The organism is Embleya sp. NPDC025285 (genome assembly GCF_055558835.1).
On record NZ_JBVHLU010000038.1, the window covers coordinates 1 to 19,087 of the forward strand.

Annotated in this window: 23 protein-coding genes and 1 pseudogene; 17 read left to right on the top strand and 7 right to left on the bottom strand. The window is 71.9% G+C overall.

What is annotated here, in order from left to right; genetic code table 11:
• Both ACZ4FV_RS24925 and ACZ4FV_RS24930 read right to left on the bottom strand, forming a co-directional pair.
• Positions 1–587 (bottom strand): annotated as a pseudogene (locus tag ACZ4FV_RS24925) (peptidase M28); the annotation flags it as partial.
• Between the two features lie 252 nt (positions 588–839).
• Positions 840–1,040: a hypothetical protein gene (locus tag ACZ4FV_RS24930; RefSeq protein ID WP_395873136.1), complete on the bottom strand. Its 201-nt coding sequence runs from the start codon at positions 1,038–1,040 to the stop codon at positions 840–842.
• Positions 1,041–1,103: 63 nt separating this feature from the next.
• Here ACZ4FV_RS24930 and ACZ4FV_RS24935 point away from each other — a divergent pair, with 63 nt between their 5' ends.
• Together ACZ4FV_RS24935 and ACZ4FV_RS24940 are read left to right on the top strand one after the other, a co-directional pair.
• On the top strand, positions 1,104–1,238 hold the full coding sequence (locus tag ACZ4FV_RS24935) for a hypothetical protein (protein ID WP_395873137.1): 135 nt from the start codon (positions 1,104–1,106) through the stop codon (positions 1,236–1,238).
• Positions 1,239–1,268: 30 nt separating this feature from the next.
• Positions 1,269–1,784: a hypothetical protein gene (locus tag ACZ4FV_RS24940; protein ID WP_395873138.1), complete on the top strand. Its 516-nt coding sequence runs from the start codon at positions 1,269–1,271 to the stop codon at positions 1,782–1,784.
• Between the two features lie 167 nt (positions 1,785–1,951).
• Here ACZ4FV_RS24940 and ACZ4FV_RS24945 read toward each other — a convergent pair whose 3' ends face one another.
• The 3 genes from ACZ4FV_RS24945 to ACZ4FV_RS24955 form a co-directional block, all read right to left on the bottom strand.
• Positions 1,952–2,185 carry a DUF2795 domain-containing protein gene (locus ACZ4FV_RS24945; protein ID WP_331771563.1) on the bottom strand — a complete coding sequence of 78 codons (234 nt, stop codon included), beginning with the start codon at positions 2,183–2,185 and terminating at the stop codon, positions 1,952–1,954.
• A gap of 375 nt (positions 2,186–2,560) precedes the next feature.
• A complete protein-coding gene (locus ACZ4FV_RS24950) occupies positions 2,561–3,577 on the bottom strand; it encodes a hypothetical protein (RefSeq protein WP_402240395.1) in 1,017 nt (338 codons plus the stop codon).
• Positions 3,578–3,638: 61 nt separating this feature from the next.
• On the bottom strand, positions 3,639–4,292 hold the full coding sequence (locus tag ACZ4FV_RS24955) for a TetR/AcrR family transcriptional regulator (protein WP_395873140.1): 654 nt from the start codon (positions 4,290–4,292) through the stop codon (positions 3,639–3,641).
• 167 nt (positions 4,293–4,459) lie between these two features.
• Here ACZ4FV_RS24955 and ACZ4FV_RS24960 point away from each other — a divergent pair, with 167 nt between their 5' ends.
• From ACZ4FV_RS24960 to ACZ4FV_RS24990, 7 genes are all read left to right on the top strand, one after another.
• Positions 4,460–4,936 (top strand): hypothetical protein, encoded by a 477-nt coding sequence (locus ACZ4FV_RS24960; RefSeq protein ID WP_395873141.1) that lies wholly within the window; start codon positions 4,460–4,462, stop codon positions 4,934–4,936.
• 97 nt (positions 4,937–5,033) lie between these two features.
• Positions 5,034–5,261 carry a hypothetical protein gene (locus ACZ4FV_RS24965; RefSeq protein WP_395873142.1) on the top strand — a complete coding sequence of 76 codons (228 nt, stop codon included), beginning with the start codon at positions 5,034–5,036 and terminating at the stop codon, positions 5,259–5,261.
• A 208-nt stretch (positions 5,262–5,469) separates the two neighbouring features.
• Complete coding sequence (locus tag ACZ4FV_RS24970; RefSeq protein WP_402240393.1) at positions 5,470–6,504, top strand: metal ABC transporter substrate-binding protein; 1,035 nt, start codon at positions 5,470–5,472, stop codon at positions 6,502–6,504.
• Between the two features lie 3 nt (positions 6,505–6,507).
• Positions 6,508–7,281, top strand: a complete 774-nt coding sequence (locus ACZ4FV_RS24975) for a metal ABC transporter ATP-binding protein (protein ID WP_402240390.1) — start codon at positions 6,508–6,510, stop codon at positions 7,279–7,281.
• A gap of 8 nt (positions 7,282–7,289) precedes the next feature.
• A complete protein-coding gene (locus tag ACZ4FV_RS24980) occupies positions 7,290–8,270 on the top strand; it encodes a metal ABC transporter permease (RefSeq protein WP_402240387.1) in 981 nt (326 codons plus the stop codon).
• Positions 8,267–9,124, top strand: a complete 858-nt coding sequence (locus ACZ4FV_RS24985; protein WP_402240384.1) for a metal ABC transporter permease — start codon at positions 8,267–8,269, stop codon at positions 9,122–9,124. Before ACZ4FV_RS24980 ends, ACZ4FV_RS24985 begins: the two co-directional genes overlap by 4 nt.
• A 270-nt stretch (positions 9,125–9,394) precedes the next feature.
• A complete protein-coding gene (locus ACZ4FV_RS24990; RefSeq protein ID WP_331771572.1) occupies positions 9,395–9,814 on the top strand; it encodes a CBS domain-containing protein in 420 nt (139 codons plus the stop codon).
• A gap of 153 nt (positions 9,815–9,967) precedes the next feature.
• On the opposite strand, the gene ACZ4FV_RS24995 is transcribed toward ACZ4FV_RS24990, so the two are convergent.
• A complete protein-coding gene (locus tag ACZ4FV_RS24995; RefSeq protein ID WP_402240381.1) occupies positions 9,968–10,834 on the bottom strand; it encodes a universal stress protein in 867 nt (288 codons plus the stop codon).
• 202 nt (positions 10,835–11,036) lie between these two features.
• On the opposite strand from ACZ4FV_RS24995, the gene ACZ4FV_RS25000 reads away from it, so the two are divergent.
• From ACZ4FV_RS25000 to ACZ4FV_RS25035, 8 genes are all read left to right on the top strand, one after another.
• Positions 11,037–11,549, top strand: a complete 513-nt coding sequence (locus tag ACZ4FV_RS25000; protein WP_395873148.1) for a methylated-DNA--[protein]-cysteine S-methyltransferase — start codon at positions 11,037–11,039, stop codon at positions 11,547–11,549.
• A gap of 47 nt (positions 11,550–11,596) precedes the next feature.
• Complete coding sequence (locus tag ACZ4FV_RS25005; RefSeq protein ID WP_395873149.1) at positions 11,597–12,085, top strand: RNA polymerase sigma factor; 489 nt, start codon at positions 11,597–11,599, stop codon at positions 12,083–12,085.
• Positions 12,082–12,738, top strand: coding sequence for a methylated-DNA--[protein]-cysteine S-methyltransferase (locus ACZ4FV_RS25010; RefSeq protein ID WP_395873150.1), 657 nt, complete (start codon positions 12,082–12,084; stop codon positions 12,736–12,738). The genes ACZ4FV_RS25005 and ACZ4FV_RS25010 overlap by 4 nt, the downstream gene beginning before the upstream one ends.
• Before the next feature lie 50 nt (positions 12,739–12,788).
• Complete coding sequence (locus ACZ4FV_RS25015; RefSeq protein ID WP_402240378.1) at positions 12,789–13,247, top strand: hypothetical protein; 459 nt, start codon at positions 12,789–12,791, stop codon at positions 13,245–13,247.
• 80 nt (positions 13,248–13,327) lie between these two features.
• Positions 13,328–13,762, top strand: a complete 435-nt coding sequence (locus ACZ4FV_RS25020) for a GNAT family N-acetyltransferase (RefSeq protein ID WP_402240376.1) — start codon at positions 13,328–13,330, stop codon at positions 13,760–13,762.
• Positions 13,763–14,028: 266 nt separating this feature from the next.
• Positions 14,029–16,434 (top strand): ATP-binding cassette domain-containing protein, encoded by a 2,406-nt coding sequence (locus ACZ4FV_RS25025; protein ID WP_395873153.1) that lies wholly within the window; start codon positions 14,029–14,031, stop codon positions 16,432–16,434.
• A gap of 261 nt (positions 16,435–16,695) precedes the next feature.
• Positions 16,696–17,769, top strand: coding sequence for an NAD(P)H-dependent amine dehydrogenase family protein (locus ACZ4FV_RS25030; protein WP_402240372.1), 1,074 nt, complete (start codon positions 16,696–16,698; stop codon positions 17,767–17,769).
• Positions 17,770–17,771: 2 nt separating this feature from the next.
• A complete protein-coding gene (locus ACZ4FV_RS25035; protein WP_402240370.1) occupies positions 17,772–18,251 on the top strand; it encodes a carboxymuconolactone decarboxylase family protein in 480 nt (159 codons plus the stop codon).
• A gap of 120 nt (positions 18,252–18,371) precedes the next feature.
• On the opposite strand, the gene ACZ4FV_RS25040 is transcribed toward ACZ4FV_RS25035, so the two are convergent.
• Positions 18,372–19,052 carry an SGNH/GDSL hydrolase family protein gene (locus ACZ4FV_RS25040; protein WP_402240367.1) on the bottom strand — a complete coding sequence of 227 codons (681 nt, stop codon included), beginning with the start codon at positions 19,050–19,052 and terminating at the stop codon, positions 18,372–18,374.
• Positions 19,053–19,087: the final 35 nt, after the last annotated feature.

Below are 19,087 nucleotides of genomic sequence, written 5' to 3' on the forward strand. Positions count from 1 at the left end.
GCCTTCACGTCGTCGACGGTGTCGAGCACCGTGCCCGTGCTCGCATCGACGAAGACGTGCAGCCTGCTGGGCGCGGTCGCGGTACGACCGATCAGCACGGTCTCCCAGGCCAACGCGCTCTTGCCGTCCTTGACCCGGACGACCAGGCGGTGCGATTCGACCTTGTCCACGGACGCGAGCTTGGTCTTGGACGTGGCCTCGGCCGCGCCTGCCGCCACCGTGGGGTGGATCTGCACGGCGATGCGGGCGTCGGTGGCGGACTGGGTCGCGCGGACCCGGCCCTGGCCGTCGGCGAGCACCACCGCGTCGCCGCCGACCACCGGAATGCCCCGGTAGGTGCGCTGGTAGGCGACCGAGTACAGGTCGTTGACCCACGGGGTGACCGACTGCCGTTCGTACTGCTCGTCGGGACCCTTGGCGAGGGTGTCGAGGCCGCTGGCCGCGGCTCGGTCGGCGGCGGAGATCGCCAGGGACTGTGCGCCGGGGGGAGGCGCCGGGTCGGCCGAGGCCGACTGGGACGTCGCGCTCACCGTGAGACCGGTGAGCATGGCCAGGACGGTCCCGGCCGTGGTTATTCTTCGATTCATCGAGGCTCCTTGAGTGGAAAGGCAGACCTCGACCACGAATCCGGCTTGTCCGCGCGCCTTGTGAGCGCCGCGGTCGACCGTGCACGCCGGGGTTCGTGCCCGAGCGAGCGAAACACTCACACGGACAGGGGTCCCGAGCGAAGGGATCCGGGAAGGCCAGCAAATACTGGCTAAATTCACCCGACCCGACATGCCGAGCGCGCGGGCGTCCACCCGGCCGCCGAGGCGGCACGGGGGTGCCCGCGCATGGGGTCAGGGGCAGTTCGAGTCGCCGGCCGTCGACGGCACGGCGACCGCGTTCCAGGCGTTCCCGGTCTTCTTGAACAGCGCGCATGTGGGGTCGAGGGCCTTGGCGGCGAGCAGGGTCTGCCGCCGTACCTTCGGGTAGTCGGTGCCACTCGTCCGGAGCAGCAGGCCGCCGTAGAAGACCTTGCCGGCCGTCTGGATGCCCACTCCGGTGAGGGAACTGCTGTTGCACGTCGTGATGTTGGGCTTGCCACCCGCGAGGGGCTGAGCGTGCGCGAGATCGCCGCCCGGGTGTACCTGGCGGCCGGTACTGTCCGCAACCACCCGTCCTCGGCGATGATCAAGGTCGGCGAGCCGAGCCGGCACGCGGCGGCCGGCTACGCGTTCGAGCGGGGTTGGCTGTAGGACGTGGCGGGTGAAGCGGATGGGGGAGCGGTGACGGGATCCGAGGCGGGTGCGACCGGGGGCTTCGAGCCGGCGACCGGGGCGGAGGTACGGCCGGCCGGGGCCGACGGGCCCGGCGGAGCCGCCGCGTCGCACGAGGAGCGGGCCGGCGCGGTTCGGGACGCGTTCGAGGCGCTGTTGCGGATTCGTGAGGTGGTGAACACGTCGGTCGTGGATCCGCGCGCGGTGCCCGCCGAGTGGGAGCGGGTCCGGATGGTGCGCGCGATCGCACTGGCGTTGCAGGCCGCCGGGGTGCCGCCGTCGGCGGTGGACGAACACGGCGAGCGGGCGGCGACCGGATACCTCGTCACCGCGACGGAGCATCCGAGGGTGGTCCGGGTGGAGTGGCCGGGTCCGCGCGGAAGCGGCGCGGGCCACGAGGCGGAATCGGCGCTGCGCGGCTGTGCGCGCGTGTTGGGCGGACTGGGCTGGGTGGTGCTGGAGTATCGGGGCAAGGGCGGTCGGCGCTACCTGGAGGTGGAGGCACCCGCTACCGTACGGCGTTGAAGTCGGCGGTCCGCCGGGCCCGAAGCGACCCCTCGCGCCACGGCGTCGGGTGTGCGCTCACTCGATCGCGCGCTCGATCACCCGGTCGCTCGATCAAGCGCTCGGCAGAACGCCGTGGCGGGCGAGTGCGGTCGTGGTCGCCGTCTTCGTCGTACGGCGCTGGTCGGTCACAGGCCGCGGTCCATTCCCGCCTGCCGCCCGCACAGGGCCATGCAGACCTGATTCGGCCCCTCGTACGGGCGCTCCGGCAACGCCGCCAAGGCCCGGGTGACCCGGACCTCCGCCCCGTTGACGGTCGCCGCCGCCGTCAGGGCTTCCGGCCGGGCCGGAAATCGCACACCGAAAAGGGCGCACTGCAGCGCCTCCGGCTCCACCATCGTCGATTCGCCACTGCTCAGCATGGCTCCTCCGTCGCACCACCCGACCGCGGGTGCGCGCACCCGACGATCGGCTTCGCCGAACGCACCGGGGACCGGCCTCCGTGTCACCCTGGGTCGCGCCAGGACACGAAGGGCCGCCTGTCGCACGAGCGCGAGGTGTCGGCCGCGGCTCGGGATCCCGGGGGCGCCGGCAGCATTCCGTTCAAGGGCTATAATACGCCGCGCCCGGCCGGTCGGCGGATCGAACTCAGCCGGGCGGGCCCTTTCGAGCCGGTCGGACCACGTCGGGCCGTGTCGAGGAAGTCGGACCGCCGCGAGCCGATCCACCCGGGCGGCGGCCGTCTCGCGTGACGTTTCGCCCCTGGCGTGCGCCGGCTCCGGGCGATCGGCGCAGGTTCAGGTGGTGAACCCCAGGTGCACGTGGTCGTGGTGGGTCGGGTCGGTGAAGAACGTGGCGCCGGGGAGTGCGTACGGGCCGCCCACGTTGTAGGAGCCGGCCGCCGCGCCGGCCCGCATGAAGCTCTCGACGAGCGCGCGGGGCGTGGCCGGGTCCACGACGGGGCGGCCGTCGATGCCCCATACGTCGACGGCGCGACCCTTCGGGTGGTCGCTGGGGCGGGTGGTGCCGAACACGTCGATCGGGTGGCCCGAGCGCAGTACCGTGACGTCGATGGTGTGGTCGACGGCCAACGTCTCCAACGCGGTGAGCACCGACGCGTGCACGGTGCCGGCCCGTACGTCGTCGGCGGCGGCGGGCGGCAGGACGATGCGCGAGTCGGCGAGCACGCGGGTCGCCTGTGCGGAAACGGTCGCGGCGGCCGGTCCGGGATCCGAGGGATGCAGCGCGGTGACCGTCCACCGGGGTGTGGCCCGGCTCAGTCGCACGTCCACGGTCGACCCGTCCGCCCTCACCGCTCCGTCGGCGGCGCGTGTCCACCGACGACAGGCGACGAGCACGCTCGCGGTGGTGTCCAGGATGCCGCCGTACTGCGCGTCGACCACCTCGAGCACTGCCTCGGGCGCGTCCACGAGCAGTGGTCCGGCCTGGTCGGCGAGTTCGGGGGCGAACCCCAGCGCGGCGAGCCGCGCACGGGCCGCGGCGAGTCCCGGTTCGCCCGGCGGCCACGCGCCGAGCGCGGACACCGCGTCGACCGCGCGTCGCTTCACCTCCGGCTGCACGTCACCCGGGTTGGGAGCCCACGCGGTGACCACCGGAAGTCCGGGCGCGGCACCCGTCGCGGTCGCGGCGGCACTCGACGAGGCGGACCCGTTCGCGGAGGCCGGTCCGCCGGTGGGCGATGGTGACGGCGACGCGCGCCGTCCGCCGGACGAAGAGCAGCCGATCGCCGTTCCCGCGATTCCGAGCAACACCGCGCGTCGACCCGGTGCATACCGGGCATATCGTTCGTCCACTCCGCCACGGTAAGCCCGCACCCCCGCCCAACCCCGGCAACCGGCAGCGCCGACAGGCGTGTCACCCGGCGAGATCCGGCCCCGTCTCGGCAGCCGGACGCGCGTAGCTCGGCGGATCACACGTGGTCTCCGCGGTCGCGATGAGGGTGCCCGCGAGCAGGGCGTCGAGGTAGCGGTCGGGCAGGGTGGGGTCGGTTCGGTCGGGGGAGCGGTGTACCGCGAACCCGAGTCCGCACAACAGCAGCAGGAGGTCGCCCGGACCCAGCGACGGGCGCAGGGTCTCGACGGCGGCGGCGCGTGCCAGCAGGTCCGCGGTCGCGCGCTGCAGGTGCTCGCGGAGCTGCCCGGTCTCCGGCGTGGCCGCGTCGGGGCCGAAGGCCGCCGCGGCGAACGCCTCGTCCTGGACACACGCGGTGAGTACGGCCTTGAGGAAGACGCGCAGGGCCTGCCGCGCGTCCGGCAGGTCGGCGGCTCGATGGGCCTGTTGGATCAACTCGGCGAACCGGTCGGCGGCCAGCGCCTCGAGCAGGGTCTCGGGCGTGGGGAAGTGTCGGTACACGGTGCCGACCCCGACGTCGGCGGCCAGCGCGACCGCGTTCAGTTGCGGCGGCCTGCCGCCGCGCACCAGCTCCCGTGCGGCGTCCATGATTCGGCGCCGATTGCGCGCGGCATCCTTGCGCAGCGCGGGTCTGTGGGGTGCGGCGGTGTCGTCCATGTGCGGACGTTATCGGCCAAGCGGATGAATGGTCCATGCGGACCATCCGCCCCGCGGCCGACGCGGATTCGCCGGATCGGGTGAAATCGCGGAGTTCTCGGCCTCGTCGCCGTGCCGCCGGCCGGATTCGGAGGTTCTCTCGGAGAGCGGTTCCGAGGGAGGTCAGGATGGCGCAGGTCGCGGCCGGGGGTGCCCCCGCCCGGCACGGCGTGTTCCGCGTGATCGTGTTGATCGCCCTGATGGCCCTGCTGCACGCCACCCATGTCCCCGGCGTCGGACCCCGCGCCGCGCCGATCCCGGATCGATGCTCGGTCGAGACCGCCGATCGCATCGCCTTCTCCCTTGTCGGCGACGTGCCCGCCGCCGCGTCCGGTGGCGCGCCCGACGAGCACGACGGGCACTCGGCGCGCGATGCCGCGCCGGCGGGCGACACCGGCGGTCGGCACGGTCCGGCGGTCGGCGGCGCGTGTACGCCGGCCACGGCCCGGCCGCGCCACCACGTTCCGGCCGCCTCGGCTCCCGCCCTCACCGACGTCCTCGGATCCCGAATCGCCGACCCGGCCGAGATCGGCGAGGGCTGCGCCCGCACGGCCACGAACACCCTCGGGCGAACCCCTTCGCGGACCGTCGTCCTGCGCTGCTGAGAGGTCACCGCCGCCGCGCCGCCGCCGAATCGGGCGAGTGGCGTGTCCGGCGTGCCGCGTTCGATTCCTCAGCCTCGCGAACCCGGGAGATCCCACCATGCCCATTGATGCCTACCTGCTCCTGAGCGCCCTCGTGCGCGCCGAAGCCGCCCGCTCCGCCGCCGGTGCGGCCGGCACGGACACCCCACCGCCCGCCGCCGCTTCGAGCCGGGGTGCCGCCGGACCCGCCGCCTGCGATCCCCCCGGCACCGATCGCGCCGCCGCCGATCGGGAGGCCGTGCCGGAGCACAGCCCGGACGCGGAATCCCCGGCGTCCAGGCAATAGCCGTACGCGTCCGCGCCCCGCATCGGTGTCCCCCGGCATGGCCATGCCGGGGGACACCGGCGTTCTCGGCACGGGCGGCAGACCATCGGCCCGGGCGCGGACCCGGTGTGGACACCCCATCCGTAACTGATTATGGTTTTCATTATCGAATGGTCGAGTCGGCCCGCCGATCGACGCGTCGACACACCCCTGCCCGGAAAGAGCTCTCATGCGTATATCCACCCGCGCGGTCTTCGCCTTCGCCGCAACGGCCCTGACCGCCGGAACCCTCGCCGCGTGCGGTTCCGACGACAAGGACGACAAGGACGGGAAGAACGGGAACCAGGTCGGGGCCGCCGGTCCGGCCGCGGCCGCCGGCTCGCCGGCCGCCGGTTCCGGACCCCGGATCAAGGTGGTGGCGACCACGACGCAGGTCGCCGACTTCGTGCGCAACATCGGCGGCGACCGGGTCGAGGTGACCCAGTTGATCAAGGCCAACGCGAGTGCCCACGAGTACGAGGCGACCCCCGCGGACCTGAACGCGATCCGCGGCGCCAAGCTGGTCGTGGAGAACGGCGTCGACATGGAGAAGGCGTGGCTGCCCAAGGCGATCCAGGCCGCCGGCTTCAAGGGCCCGGTCGTGGACACCTCGGTCGGCGTACCCCTGCGCAAGGGCGAGTCGGACGAGGACCACGACCACGAGCACGAGCACGAGCACGGCGAGTACGACCCGCACATCTGGCACAACCCGCTCAACGCCAAGGTGATGGTGACCAACATCGCCAAGGCGCTGACCACCGCCGACGGCGTCAACGCGAAGGTGTACGAGAACAACCTCGCCGGCTACGGCGCCAAGCTCGACGCGCTCGACGCGGACACCCGGGCCAAGCTCGACACGATCCCGGCGGCCGCTCGCAAGCTGGTCACCAACCATGACGCGCTGGGCTACTACGTCGACCGCTACCGGCTGGAGTTCGTCGGCTCGATCATCCCCGGCTTCGACGACCAGGCCGAACTCTCCGGCAGCCGCATCGACGACGTCGTCGCCAGGATCAAGGCCACCGGCACCAAGGCCGTCTTCGCCGAGAGCGCGCTGCCGGCCAAGACCGCCGAGACCATCGCCCGGGAGGCGGGCGTCAAGGTGATCGCCGGCGACGACTCGCTCTACGCCGATTCGCTCGGCGCCCCCGGCTCCGCCGGCGCGACCTACCTCGACTCCGAGGCGCACAACACCGACACCATCGTCGCCGCGCTGCGGGGCTGAGCGATGACCGACGGCACCGAGGCCGCACCGGATCCGGTCCGCTTCTTGGACGCCACCATGGCCTACGACCGCACCCCCGCCCTCGCGAAGGTCGACGGCCGGGTTCCGGCCGGCCAGGCGGTGGCCCTGGTCGGCCCCAACGGCGGCGGCAAGTCCACGCTGATCAAGGCCGTCCTGGGCCTGGTCCCGGTGGTCGCCGGCACGGTCACCGTGGCCGGCCGGCGCCCGGCCGCGGCCCGCGCGTACGTCGGCTACGTACCGCAGGCGGCGAGCCTGGACCCGGAATTCCCGGTCACCGTACGGCAGGTGGTCCTGATGGGCCGCTATCGCCTGATCGGCCGACTGCGCCGCCCCGGCCGCCGGGACCGGGACGCAGCCGACCGGGCACTGGCCCTGGTCGGGCTCGCCGACCGGGCGAACGCCCGGTTCGGCACCCTGTCCGGCGGCCAGCGCCAACGTGTGCTGCTGGCCCGCGCGTTGTCCGCGCAACCGCCGATCCTGGTGCTGGACGAGCCGTTCAACGGGGTCGACGCGGTCAGTCAGGAGGCACTGATCAGCGCTCTCGTCGACGCCAAGGAAGCCGGTACCGCCGTCCTGGTCAGCACCCACGACCTCGCCGTCGCGCAACGCCTGTGCGAGCAGACGTGCCTGGTCAACCGCCGCCAATTCGCCTTCGGCAGCACCGAGTCCGCACTCACCCCGGAACTGTTGTGCGCCTGCTACGGCGGCCGGGTCCTCGAACTCGACGCCGGCCGACTCGTCGTCACCCCGGGCTGAGGCCGAGCATGGACACCACCCTGCTCCTGGAGCCCTTTCGAGTCCCCTATCTGACCCGCGCCCTGATCGAACTGACCATCCTGGGCGTCCTGTGCGGCGTCGTCGGCGCGTTCGTCGCGCTGCGCCGACTGGAGTTCGTCGCCGACGCGCTCACCCACACGGTATTTCCCGGCGTCGCGATCGGCTTCGCCCTCCAGGGCGTCGACGGGGTCCTCCCGGGCGCGTCGGTCGCGGCCGGCGTCACCGCCGTCGGGTTGACGCTGCTCACCCGCAACCGGCGCACCAGCGACGACGCCGCGCTGGCCATCGTGCTGACCGCGATGTTCTCGGTCGGCGTGGTGGTCGTCTCGCGCAGCCGCTCCTACACCGCCGACTTCCAGACCTTCCTGTTCGGCCAGATCCTGTACACCTCCCGCACGCGGATCATCGAGACCGCGGTGGTCGCGCTGCTGTGCCTGATCACGCTCGCCGCGCTGGGTCGGCAACTGTTCCTGCGCAGCTTCGACCCGGAGGCCGCTCGCGCGGCGGGATACCGCGTCGGCGCGCTGGACCTGGCGCTGAACCTGGTGATCGCGCTGACCGTGGTCGCCGCCGTACGCACCATCGGCACCGCCCTGGTCCTGGCCCTGCTGGTGGTCCCGGCCACCATCGGCCGCACGCTGGGCGGTCGGCTGGGCCCGATCGTGGCGATCGCCGTCGGTTCGGCCGTACTGTCCGGGTACGTCGGCCTGACCGTCAGCTACACCGCCTCGATCGACCACGACCTGGCGCTGCCCGCCGGACCCACCGTCGTATTGACCCTGGTGGCCGGCTACCTGCTCGCGCTCGGCGCGGCGATGGCGGTCGGCGTGGCCGGTCGGCGAAACCCGCGCCTGCCGGCCCGCGCGAAACGCCCGGCCGCACCGGTACCCACACCGGCCGTGACCGCGTCCCCCACCCCCTCTCGCACCCCGTCCCCGATTCCCCGCCCGACCGGGAGCGCCCGATGACCTGGTTCGACACCTACACCCATCGCGCCTACGCCGAAGCGGTCATGGTCGGGCTGCTCGCCGGCATCGTCGGCGTCCAGGTCGTGTTGCGCGGGCTCGCCTTCTACGCCATGGCGATGACCCACGCCACCTTCCCCGGCGTCGTGCTCGCCTCGATCCTGGGCCTCGACATCTATCTGGGCGGCGCGGCGGTGGGTGTGCTGCTGTCCCTGGCCATCGTCGGACTGACCCGGCGACCGGGCCGGACCGCGTCCGGCGCGACCGGGGTGATCCTGGCCGCCGGCTTCGCCCTGGGTGCCACGCTGGTGGCCGCCGGGCCGGCCTCGGACCGCAAACTGTCCGCGTTCCTGGTCGGTTCGATCGTCACCACCGACCACCACGACCTCGTGGTCACGGCCGGCGTCGGCCTGGTGGTGCTGGTCGTGCTCGGCCTGTGTGCCAAGGAACTCACCTTCGCCGCCTTCGACCACGAGGGCATGCGCGCCGCCGGGCACCCGGTGACGGCCCTGGACCTGCTGCTCCTGCTGATCGTCCAGGCGGTGATCGTGGTGCTCACTCCGGCGGTCGGCATCATGCTCACGCTGGCGCTGCTGGTCGCGCCCGCCGCCACGGCCCGGCTGTGGACCGACTCGCTGCGCCGCACCACCGCGCTGGCGGGCGTGCTGGGCGTCTGCAGCGCGGTGATCGGTCTGGAGATCTCCCGGCACTACGACGTGGCCGCCGGGGCGACCATCGCGCTGGTCGCCGCCACCGGGTTCGTCCTGTCCCTGCTGGTCTCCCCACGCCACGGCGCGCTCGCTCGCCTCCTCGAACGCCGACCCGCGGCCGGGACATCGACCGCGACGACCGCCTGAATCCCTGCCCCCGACTGGGAACCCGGCTATCTCCCGAGCACTTTCGTCCGCCACCGGCCCACCTGTCCCAGACCCCACGCACACACCCGGTGACCCAAGGAGGCGTCCGAGTGCCCCGTGCGGCGAGGCCGTGCCGGCAGCCGTTCACCCGGGTGGCCGATGGGCAGTAGGGCGGAGACGATGGAAAGGACCGCGTGCGGCGTCCGCGGCGCGGTCCCGAGCCCTGCGGTCGGCGGGCTGCCGACGGCGGGCACTGCGAGAGGTACCACCATGACCATGGCCAAAGACATCATGCACGAGGGCGCTCAGTGGATTCCGCAGACGGAGACGCTGCACCGGGCCGCGCAGTTGATGCGCGAACTCGATGTGGGCTCGCTGCCGGTCAGCGACGCCAACGAGAGGTTGTGCGGCATCATCACCGACCGCGACATCGTCACCAAGTGCGTCGCGGACGGCCGGGATCCCGCCACGGTTACCGCCGGCGAACTGTGTGAGGGCACACCCCGCTGGATCGACGCCGACGCCGACATCGCCGAGGTATTGCGCGAGATGCAGGTCCACCAGATCCGCCGACTGCCGGTGATCGCGCGCAAGCGCCTGGTCGGCATGATCAGCGAGGCGGACCTGGCGCGACACCTCTCCGACGAACAGATCGCCGCGTTCGCCGAGAACGTCTACGCGTCGCGATAACCGCGCGCCCGGTACACCCGCATCACCTGCACATACGTACCCCGAGCCGCCGACCCGCCGTTCGCCGCGAACCTGCACAGGACCGAAAGCGCGGCGTGCGGCGGGTCGCCGCCGTGTCCGCCCACGCGTTCGGAGGATCTGGCACCGGGACGATCAGTTCACCGGGACCACGGCCACCGGGCAATGCGCGTGATGCAGGACGGCGTGCGTGGTCGGGCCCAATCGCATCGGCAGCGGCCCGTGCCTGGGGTGCGCGGCGACGACCAGCAACGCGCCGTCGATCGACGCGCACACCAGGTCGCGCCCGGCCGACCCGTTCATCACCACGGTGTCCACCGGCAGTTCGGGGTCGCGGCGCCGGATCGGGCCGACGACCTGCTCGACCATCCTGGTGCGTTCGGCGGTGACCGTGTCGACGTCGAACATCGACGGCAACATCAGACTCGGCGCCAGGCCGGTCACCGGGAGCGCCCACGAGTGCACGGCACGCAGGCCGCCGCCCAGCAGTCCTGCCCGCTCGGCCGCGAACTCCGCGGCGGGCTCGTCCTCGGGGCCGCCGATGCCGACCACGACGCCGCTCGCGTCCTGGGCCGCCTCGGAGCGCAGAACCACCACCGGGCACGTGGTGTGCGCGCACACGCGCAACGAGACCGACCCCAGGAGCAGGCCGGCGAACCCGCCGTGACCGCGACTGCCCACCACCATGGTGTCGCACCGCGCGCCGGCGGCCAGCAGCGACTCGGCGGCGTCGCCCTCGCGTACCGAACCCTCCACCACCAGGCCGGCGAACCGCTCGCGGACGCGTGCCGAGGCGGTGTCGACCAGCGCGTGTGCCCGCTCGCGCACCTCGACCCGATGCCGGTGACCGAGCCCGCTGATGGGCACAACCGTGACGATATACAGCGGAACGTGCCGGGCGGCGGCGTCGCGCGCGGCCCAGTCCAACGCGTGCTCGGCGGCGGGGGAGCCGTCGTGACCGGCCAGAACCCCGAGCTCGACTTCGCTGTGTACGGGCGACATACGACTCACCTCGATGGGGACATCCAACAGGCTCATACCCGCTGCGACGGACGCCGACAGCGACCGCCCGGCAAAGCTCGCGCGCCGGACCGCGGGTTGTCGGGGCCGACCTCACATTCGGCGGCCCACGCGCGTCTACTTGTCGGGACGACCTGTTCGGTCGAGAGTCGGGACGAACACCGCGACTGAGGAGAGCAGCACGATGAACACACGTCATGCGATCGTCGACACCACCCTCGGCGGGCTGATCGTGGTGGCGGCGCAGGACGCCATCGTGGGGCTGTACTTCCCGCACCACTGGTACATGCCGCCCGAGGAGAGCCTGGGCGCGCGGGTCGAGCACCGCGACGACCCCCTGCTCGCGGCGGCGGCGACCCAGTTGACCGAGTACCTCGCCGGCGAGCGGACCTCGTTCGACCTGCCGCTGTCCACACACGGCGATCCGTTCCAGGAGCGGGTGTGGGCCATGCTCAGGGAGATCCCCTTCGGTGCGACCACCACCTACGGTGCGCTCGCCGAGCGGTTGGGCAACAGGGCGCTGGCCCAGTCGGTGGGCCAGGCGGTCGGGCACAACCCGATCTCGATCATCGTGGCCTGCCACCGAGTGGTGGGCAGCGACGGGAAGTTGACCGGCTTCGCGGGCGGACTCGAACGCAAGCGGCGGTTGTTGGACCTGGAGGAGTCCGAGAGCACCAAGGCGGCCCGGCTGTTCTGAGCGGTCGGCGCCCGCAGCGCGTCCGAACGGGCACGGGAAACGAGGACATGAAGCAGCCCTACGAACGGGTGGTCCGAGAGCACGCGGACACCGTGCTGCGCGTGTGCCGGGCGTTGCTGAGCCCGCACGACGCCGACGACGCGTGGTCCGAGACGTTCCTCGCCGCGCTGCGCGCCTACCCCGACCTGCCCGAGGACGCCAACGTGCGGGCCTGGCTGGTGACCATCGCGCACCGCAAGGCGATCGACATCGTCCGAGCCCGGGCGCGGCACGCGGTCCCGATGGGCGAACTGCCCGAACAAGCCTCGGTCCTGGGTCTGCCGGACGCGGTCGACCACGACCTGTGGCGCGCGGTCGCGGCGCTCCCGACCAAGCAGCGGCAGGCGGTCGCCTACCACCACTTCGCGGGCCTGCCCTACCGGGACGTCGCCGAATTGATCGGCGGCAGCGCGGCCGCGGCCCGTCGCGCCGCGGCCGACGGCATCAAGGCCCTGCGCACATCGCTGAGCGCCACTTCGAAGGGAGCGGTCCGATGACGGACGACAACCCCACCTCCACCCCCGCCATCCCGGTCCCCGCGGCCGGCGCGCCGAGCACGTCCGTGCTGCTCGCCCGCGCCCGCAGCGACCGGGAGGCGCTTGATCGACTGCACGACCGGCTGGTGGCGGCGGCCGCCCGGGACGGGCTCCTGGACGTCGCCTACACCACGGTGGACACCCCCATCGGGTCGCTGCTGTTGGCCGCGACCGACAAGGGCCTGGTCCGGGTGGCCTTCGCCGGCGAGGACCACGACAAGGTCCTGGACACGCTGACCGCCCGGCTCGGCCCGCGCATCCTGCGCGCTCCCGGACGCCTGGCCCGGGCCGCCCGCCAACTCGACGAGTACTTCGACCACTCCCGGACGTCCTTCGACCTGGATCTGGACCTGGTGCTGTCCACCGGCTTTCGGCAACTGGTGCAGCGCCGACTCCCCGAGATCGGCTACGGCCACACCTTCAGCTACGCCGATGTCGCCCGGATGGTCGGCAACCCCCAGGCGGTTCGCGCGGTCGGTTCGGCCTGCGCGAGCAACCCGCTGCCGATCGTGCTGCCCTGCCACCGCGTGCTGCGCAGCGACGGGACGCTCGGCGGGTACGCGGGCGGGATCGCCATCAAGTCCGCGCTGCTGAGCCTCGAGGCCGGCCCGTAGCCGAAGCCCCGGAGAAGCCGGTTACGAGACTTCGACTTACAGTGACATTTATGGACGAATTCTTCGGCGCGTCGGGCGACGAGGCGCCTGGGGACGCGTTGCGCGAACTGGCCGATCAGACGACCCAACCGGGGTGGACCGCGGCGGACCCCGCGGCGGACCTGCTGCCCAGGCTCCGGGTCGCCTGCAACCTCCCGGGCTCGCCCTGGCGACTGCGCGGCACCGAGGTGCTGCCGGACGGCGTCTACGCCGTCGACGTCGAGCACGCCCGCCCCCGCAGCCCACGCCTGTTGGCCGACGCCATCGAACTGCTCGCCGGCGTCGCAGGCCCCGCCTTCTTCGTACGGCACACCGACGCGGCCACCTTCGACTGCGTCACCGGCACCCTCCAGCGCGACACCCCGGGACCCGGCCGGGGGCACCTGCTGCGGCTGCGCCTGGTCGGCCCCGAGCGCGATCGCGGCTCCGTGCTCCGCGCCCACGCGGCGGCCCTGGTGCCGGCCCACTGATCCGGCGCACCGGTCCCGTCCGCCGGCCGCGCACCGATATCCGGTGGTCGGCCGACGTGGTGGGCTGGTTGGATCCGGGCATGGTCATACATCTTCTTCCGGACGGGTACGAGATCTCCACCGATCCGACCCGGCTCGATGCCGCGCTGATCCACCGCTGGTTGTCCCTCGACGCGTACTGGGCAATGGGCCGCCCGAGGGAGAAGCAGGACACGGCGATCGCACGGTCGCTCAACTTCGGGGTCTACGACACGGCGTCCGGGGCCCAGGTCGGCTATGCCCGCGTGGTCACCGACGGGGCCACCTTCGGCTGGCTGTGCGACGTCTACATCGACCCGGCCGTGCGCGGCAAGGGCCTGGGCACGGCGCTGGTCGCGGCCATCCGGGACCACCTCGAACCGGCCGGGCTGCGGCGTCTGATGCTGGCCACCGCGGACGCGCACGCGGTGTACGCCCAGGTCGGCTTCGAACCGATGGCCGACACCGACAAGTGGATGGTCCTCGGCGAACAGTGAGCCGTCCGCGAAGTATCGGGAACGGGCCGCGCTGCTCCGTGCGATCCGTCCGCGAAGGATCAGGAACGAAGAAGCGCGGCCCGTTCCCGGCACCGTAGCGTGAGGCGCGTGGTCATCGAACGCGATGACCACGCGGTCCCGTCCACCGGTCGCGCTACGCTGCCGGCGAGGCCGGCACCTCGCCCGTCTCCCTCGGGCCGGGCTCGGCGCGAGGTGGACGAGACGCCCGACCGCGCAGGCGGCCCCGCCCAACGGATGGAGACACGATGAGCCCGGTCACCAGGACGGACACGCAGTCGCCTGCGCCGGCCGTCGCCGACAGCCACGACCTGATCCGAGTGCACGGTGCGCGGGTGAACAACCTCAAGGACGTCAGCATCGAGATCCCCAAGCGCCGGCTGACGGTGTTCACGGGTGTCTCCGGCTCGGGCAAGAGTTCGCTCGTGTTCGGCACGATCGCCGCGGAGTCGCAGCGGATGATCAACGAGACCTACAGCGCCTTCGTCCAGGGCTTCATGCCCACGTTGGCGCGGCCCGAGGTCGACGTCCTCGAAGGGCTGACGACCGCGATCATCGTCGACCAGCAGCGACTGGGTGCCGACGCCCGCTCCACCGTCGGCACCGCCACCGACGCGAACGCGCTGCTGCGCATCCTGTTCAGCCGGCTCGGGAAGCCGCACATCGGCCCGCCCAGCGCGTACGCCTTCAACGTCCCCTCGGTCCGGGCGAGTGGTGCCATCACCGTCGAGCGCGGTGCCAAGAAGGCGGTCAAGGCGACCTTCAACCGCACCGGAGGCATGTGCCCGCGGTGCGAGGGTCGGGGCACGGTCTCCGACATCGATCTCACCCAGCTCTACGACGACTCCAAGTCGATCGCCGACGGCGCGTTCACCATCCCCGGCTGGAAGTCCGACAGTTGGTGGACCGTGCGGACCTACGCCGAATCCGGCTTCCTGGATCCGAATAAGCCGATTCGCAAGTTCACCAAGAAGGAGATGCGGGACTTCCTCTACCACGAGCCGGTCAAGGTGAAGGTCGAGGGCGTGAACCTCACCTACGAGGGGCTGATCCCCAAGATCCAGAAGTCCTTCCTGGCCAAGGACAAGGAGTCGCTGCAGCCGCACATCCGGGCGTTCGTGGAGCGTGCGGTGACCTTCACCACGTGTCCCGAGTGCGAGGGCACCCGGCTCAGCGAGGGGGCGCGGTCCTCGAAGATCAAGCGGGTCAACATCGCCGACGCGTGCGCGATGCAGATCAGCGACCTGGCCGAATGGGTGCGCGGTCTCGACGAGCCGTCGGTGGCGCCGCTGCTGGAGACGCTGGGCCAGACGCTCGACTCGTTCGTGGAGATCGGGTTGGGCTATCTCTCACTCGATCGGCCCTCGGGCACGCTGTCGGGCGGTGAGGCGCAGCGCGTCAAGATGATCCGCCACCTCGGCTCCTCGCTCACCGACGTCACCTACGTCTTCGACGAGCCCACCATCGGTATGCACCCGCATGACATCGAGCGGATGAACAACCTGCTGCTGCGGCTGCGCGACAAGGGCAACACGGTGCTGGTCGTGGAGCACAAGCCGGAGACGATCGTGATCGCCGACCACATCGTCGACCTCGGCCCGGGTGCCGGTACGGCGGGCGGGACCGTCTGCTTCGAGGGCACCGTCGACGGCCTGCGGACCGGCGGTACGGTCACCGGCCGTCATTTCGACGACCGGGCGTCCCTGAAGAAGACGGTGCGCACGCCCACCGGCGCGCTGGAGATTCGCGGCGCGACGCGGCACAACCTGCGCGATGTCGACGTCGACATCCCGCTGGGGGTGCTCGCCGTCGTCACCGGCGTCGCCGGCTCCGGCAAGAGTTCGCTCGTGCAGGGATCGCTGGTCAACGGTTCGGCGGGCGAGGGCGCGGGCGTGGTGTCGGTCGACCAGAGTGCGATCCGCGGCTCGCGACGGAGCAACCCGGCGACGTACACCGGGCTGCTCGACCCGATCCGCAAGGCGTTCGCGAAGGCCAACGACGTGAAGCCGGCGCTGTTCAGCGCCAACTCCGAGGGCGCGTGCCCGACCTGCAACGGCATCGGCGTGACCTACACCGACCTGGCGATGATGGCCGGTGTGGCCACCCTCTGCGAGGAGTGCGAGGGCAAGCGGTTCGACGCGTCGGTGCTGGAATACCACCTCGGCGGACGCGACATCAGCGAGGTGCTCGCGATGTCGGTGGCCGAGGCCCTGGAGTTCTTCGGTACCGGCGAGGCGCGTACGCCGGCCGCGCACACCATCCTCGGCCGGCTCGCCGACGTCGGGCTCGGCTATCTCAGCCTCGGCCAGCCGCTCACCACGCTCTCCGGCGGCGAGCGGCAGCGGCTCAAGCTGGCCACCCACATGGCCGAGAAGGGCGGGGTCTACATCCTCGACGAGCCGACCACGGGCCTGCACCTCGCCGACGTCGAGCAATTGCTCGGCCTGCTCGACCGGCTGGTCGACTCCGGCAAGTCGGTGATCGTCATCGAGCACCACCAGGCGGTGATGGCGCACGCGGACTGGATCGTCGACCTCGGCCCCGGTGCCGGCCACGACGGCGGTCGGATCGTCTTCGAGGGCACCCCCGCCGACCTCGTCGCCGCCCGTTCCACCCTCACCGGCGAGCACCTTGCGGCCTACGTCGGCGGCTGACCGGGCGTTTCGAGCCTCCCTCCCGTCCGGCCGCGATTCGTGCTGCGGCTCCTACCGTGGCCGCCATATAAGGGGCCCCGTAGCGGCCCTCCGCGGTTCGTGCCGGGGCCGGTGGGGGCCTCGAGTCCGGCTCGCGGTCGACGCCGTGGCGACCGTCGAGGCCGCCGATTCGGCGAGCCCGTGCGGAGGTTCGGGCCAACCGTTCATCTTTTCCTTGCGTGGGTCTATGAACTGTAGGGGGCCCTCGCTACCCTCCAGCGCATGATTTCCACGGTTGTCTGGGGTACCGGGAACGTCGGCCGCGCGGCCATTCGCGCCGTCGAGGCGCATCCGGCGCTGAAGCTCGCGGCGGTTCTCGTGCACAATCCCGACAAGGTCGGTCGCGACGCGGGCGAACTCGCGGTTCTCGACCACGAATTGGGGGTAGCGGCCGACGACGACATCGACGCGGTGTTGGCCGCCGGGCCGGGCGCCGTGGTGTACGCGGCGTCCGGCGACATCCGCCCCGACGAGGCGCTCGCCGACATCGTCCGGGCGATCCGGGCCGGGGCCGTCGTGGTCACGCCCGCCCTGTACGCGCTCTACGACCAGCGCAACGCCCCGGCGGAGTTGCGCGAGCCGGTGCTGGAGGCCATCGCCGCCGGCGGCGGGTCGTTGTTCGTCTCGGGTGTCGACCCGGGCTGGGGCAACGACGTACTGCCGCTGCTGATCAGCGGATTGGGCACCACGGTGGACGCGATCCGCTGCCAGGAGATCTTCGACTACTCCACCTACGACCAGGAGGACTCGGTCCGCAATCTGGTCGGCATGGGTCAGCCGATGGACTACGGCGCGCCGATGTTGTGGCCGGAGATGCCGACCATGGTGTGGGGTGGGCAGATCCGGTTGATGGCCCGGGCGTTGGGCGTCGAGTTGGACGAGATTCGCGAGACGATGGACCGCCGACCGCTGGAGACGACCGTTCGGACCACCACGATGGGCGAGTTCGAGGCCGGGACCCAGGGCGCGGTGCGGTTCGAGGTGCAGGGCATCGTCGGCGGCGAGCCGCGGATCGTGATCGAGCACGTGACCCGCATCCACCCCTCCTGCGCGCCCGACTGGCCGGTCCCGCCCAACGGGGACGGGGCGCACCGCGTGGTCATCGAGGGGCGGCCGCGGATCGAGGTCACGGTCGAGGCCACCGACGAGGGCACGAACCGGTCGGCGGGCGGCAACGCCACCGCGGTCGGTCGGCTCGTCGGCGCCATCGACTGGCTGGTGGCCGCCGAACCGGGGCTCTACGACGCGCTCGACATTCCGCTCCGTCCCGCAGTCGGCAAGCTCGGAAGGAAGTAACCATGCGCATCGACATTCCCGAGGACAAGGACCCGCTCGCCTACGTGTGGGCGGAGATGGTGCCCGAGATCGGGATCGCCGCCTCCACCTTCTCGATGAAGGTCTACGACGCCTCGAAGCTGGGGCTGCGCGAGTTCGAGGCCGCGCGGCTTCGGATCGCGCAGATCAACGGATGCATCTTCTGCCTGGACTGGCGCACCGAGCGGGACGGGGAGAAGGTCGAGGACGGGTTCGACGTCGCGGTCACCGAGTGGCGTACCACCGACGTCTTCGACGACCGCACCCGGCTGGCCGCCGAGTACGCCGAGCGGTACGCGGTGGACCACCACAACCTGGACGACGAGTTCTGGGCCCGGATGACCACGCACTACACCCAGGCCGAGATCGTCGAGCTGAGCATGGCCATCGGCTCCTGGCTGGCCTTCGGTCGCCTCAACCACGTGCTGGGCCTCGACTCGGTGTGCGTCCTGCCCGGCCACTGACCGACCCCGGGCGGCCCCCGGTCCCGTGTTCCGGGGATCGGTGGGCCGCTGCGGGGGAGCACATGGACCGCGGCGATTCCCGCGAGCGCGATGCCGAGGTCGGCGCGTGGACGCCGGCGCTCACGCGGGGACATCGCCGAGTGTGGCGGCGAGTGCCTTGATCACCTCGGCGGCCAGCACGGCCTGCCCCGACGTGGAGAAGTGGATGCCGTCCCGGCTCAGCAGATTCGGCCGGTCGTTGATCGGGTGGTCCCAGGAGTCGACGAGCACGGCGTGGTGTTCGCGGGCCAGTTCGCGGGTGATGTCGTTGACCCGGCACACCCGGTCCGGCCAGTCCGGGAATCCCGGGACCACGAAGGCCCGGCCGAGGGTGAAGACGGTCGTCCGCGCACCGGTGTCGGCGGCGATCTCGAACAGTCGCCGCAAGGACCGCTCGATGGTGGTGAAGTCGGGCGTCGCGTGGAACAGGTCGTTGGGGCCGCTGGGCAGGTGGATCAGGTCGGGGTCGAAGGCGAGCATGCGACCGGTCTGCGTCGCCAGCGTCCTGGCGGTGGTGGCGCCGACCTCGGCGAGATTCAGGTAGGCCAGGTCGGGTCGGACGTCGCGGAGAACACCCGCGACCCGGTCGGCCCAGCCCAGGGCGCCGTACCCCGGGCTCGGGTCGCCGACTCCGGCGGAGAGGCTGTCGCCGATGACGGCGAAGCGGCGCCACGGCGCGTCGGCGAGCAGGCGTGCGGCGTGCTCCGGGGACAGGCAGAACGGGTCGGATTCTTCGGTGAGGACGTGCGTGGTCTCGGTCACAAAGTAAACGTACGATCGTTCGTGTGGATTCTGCA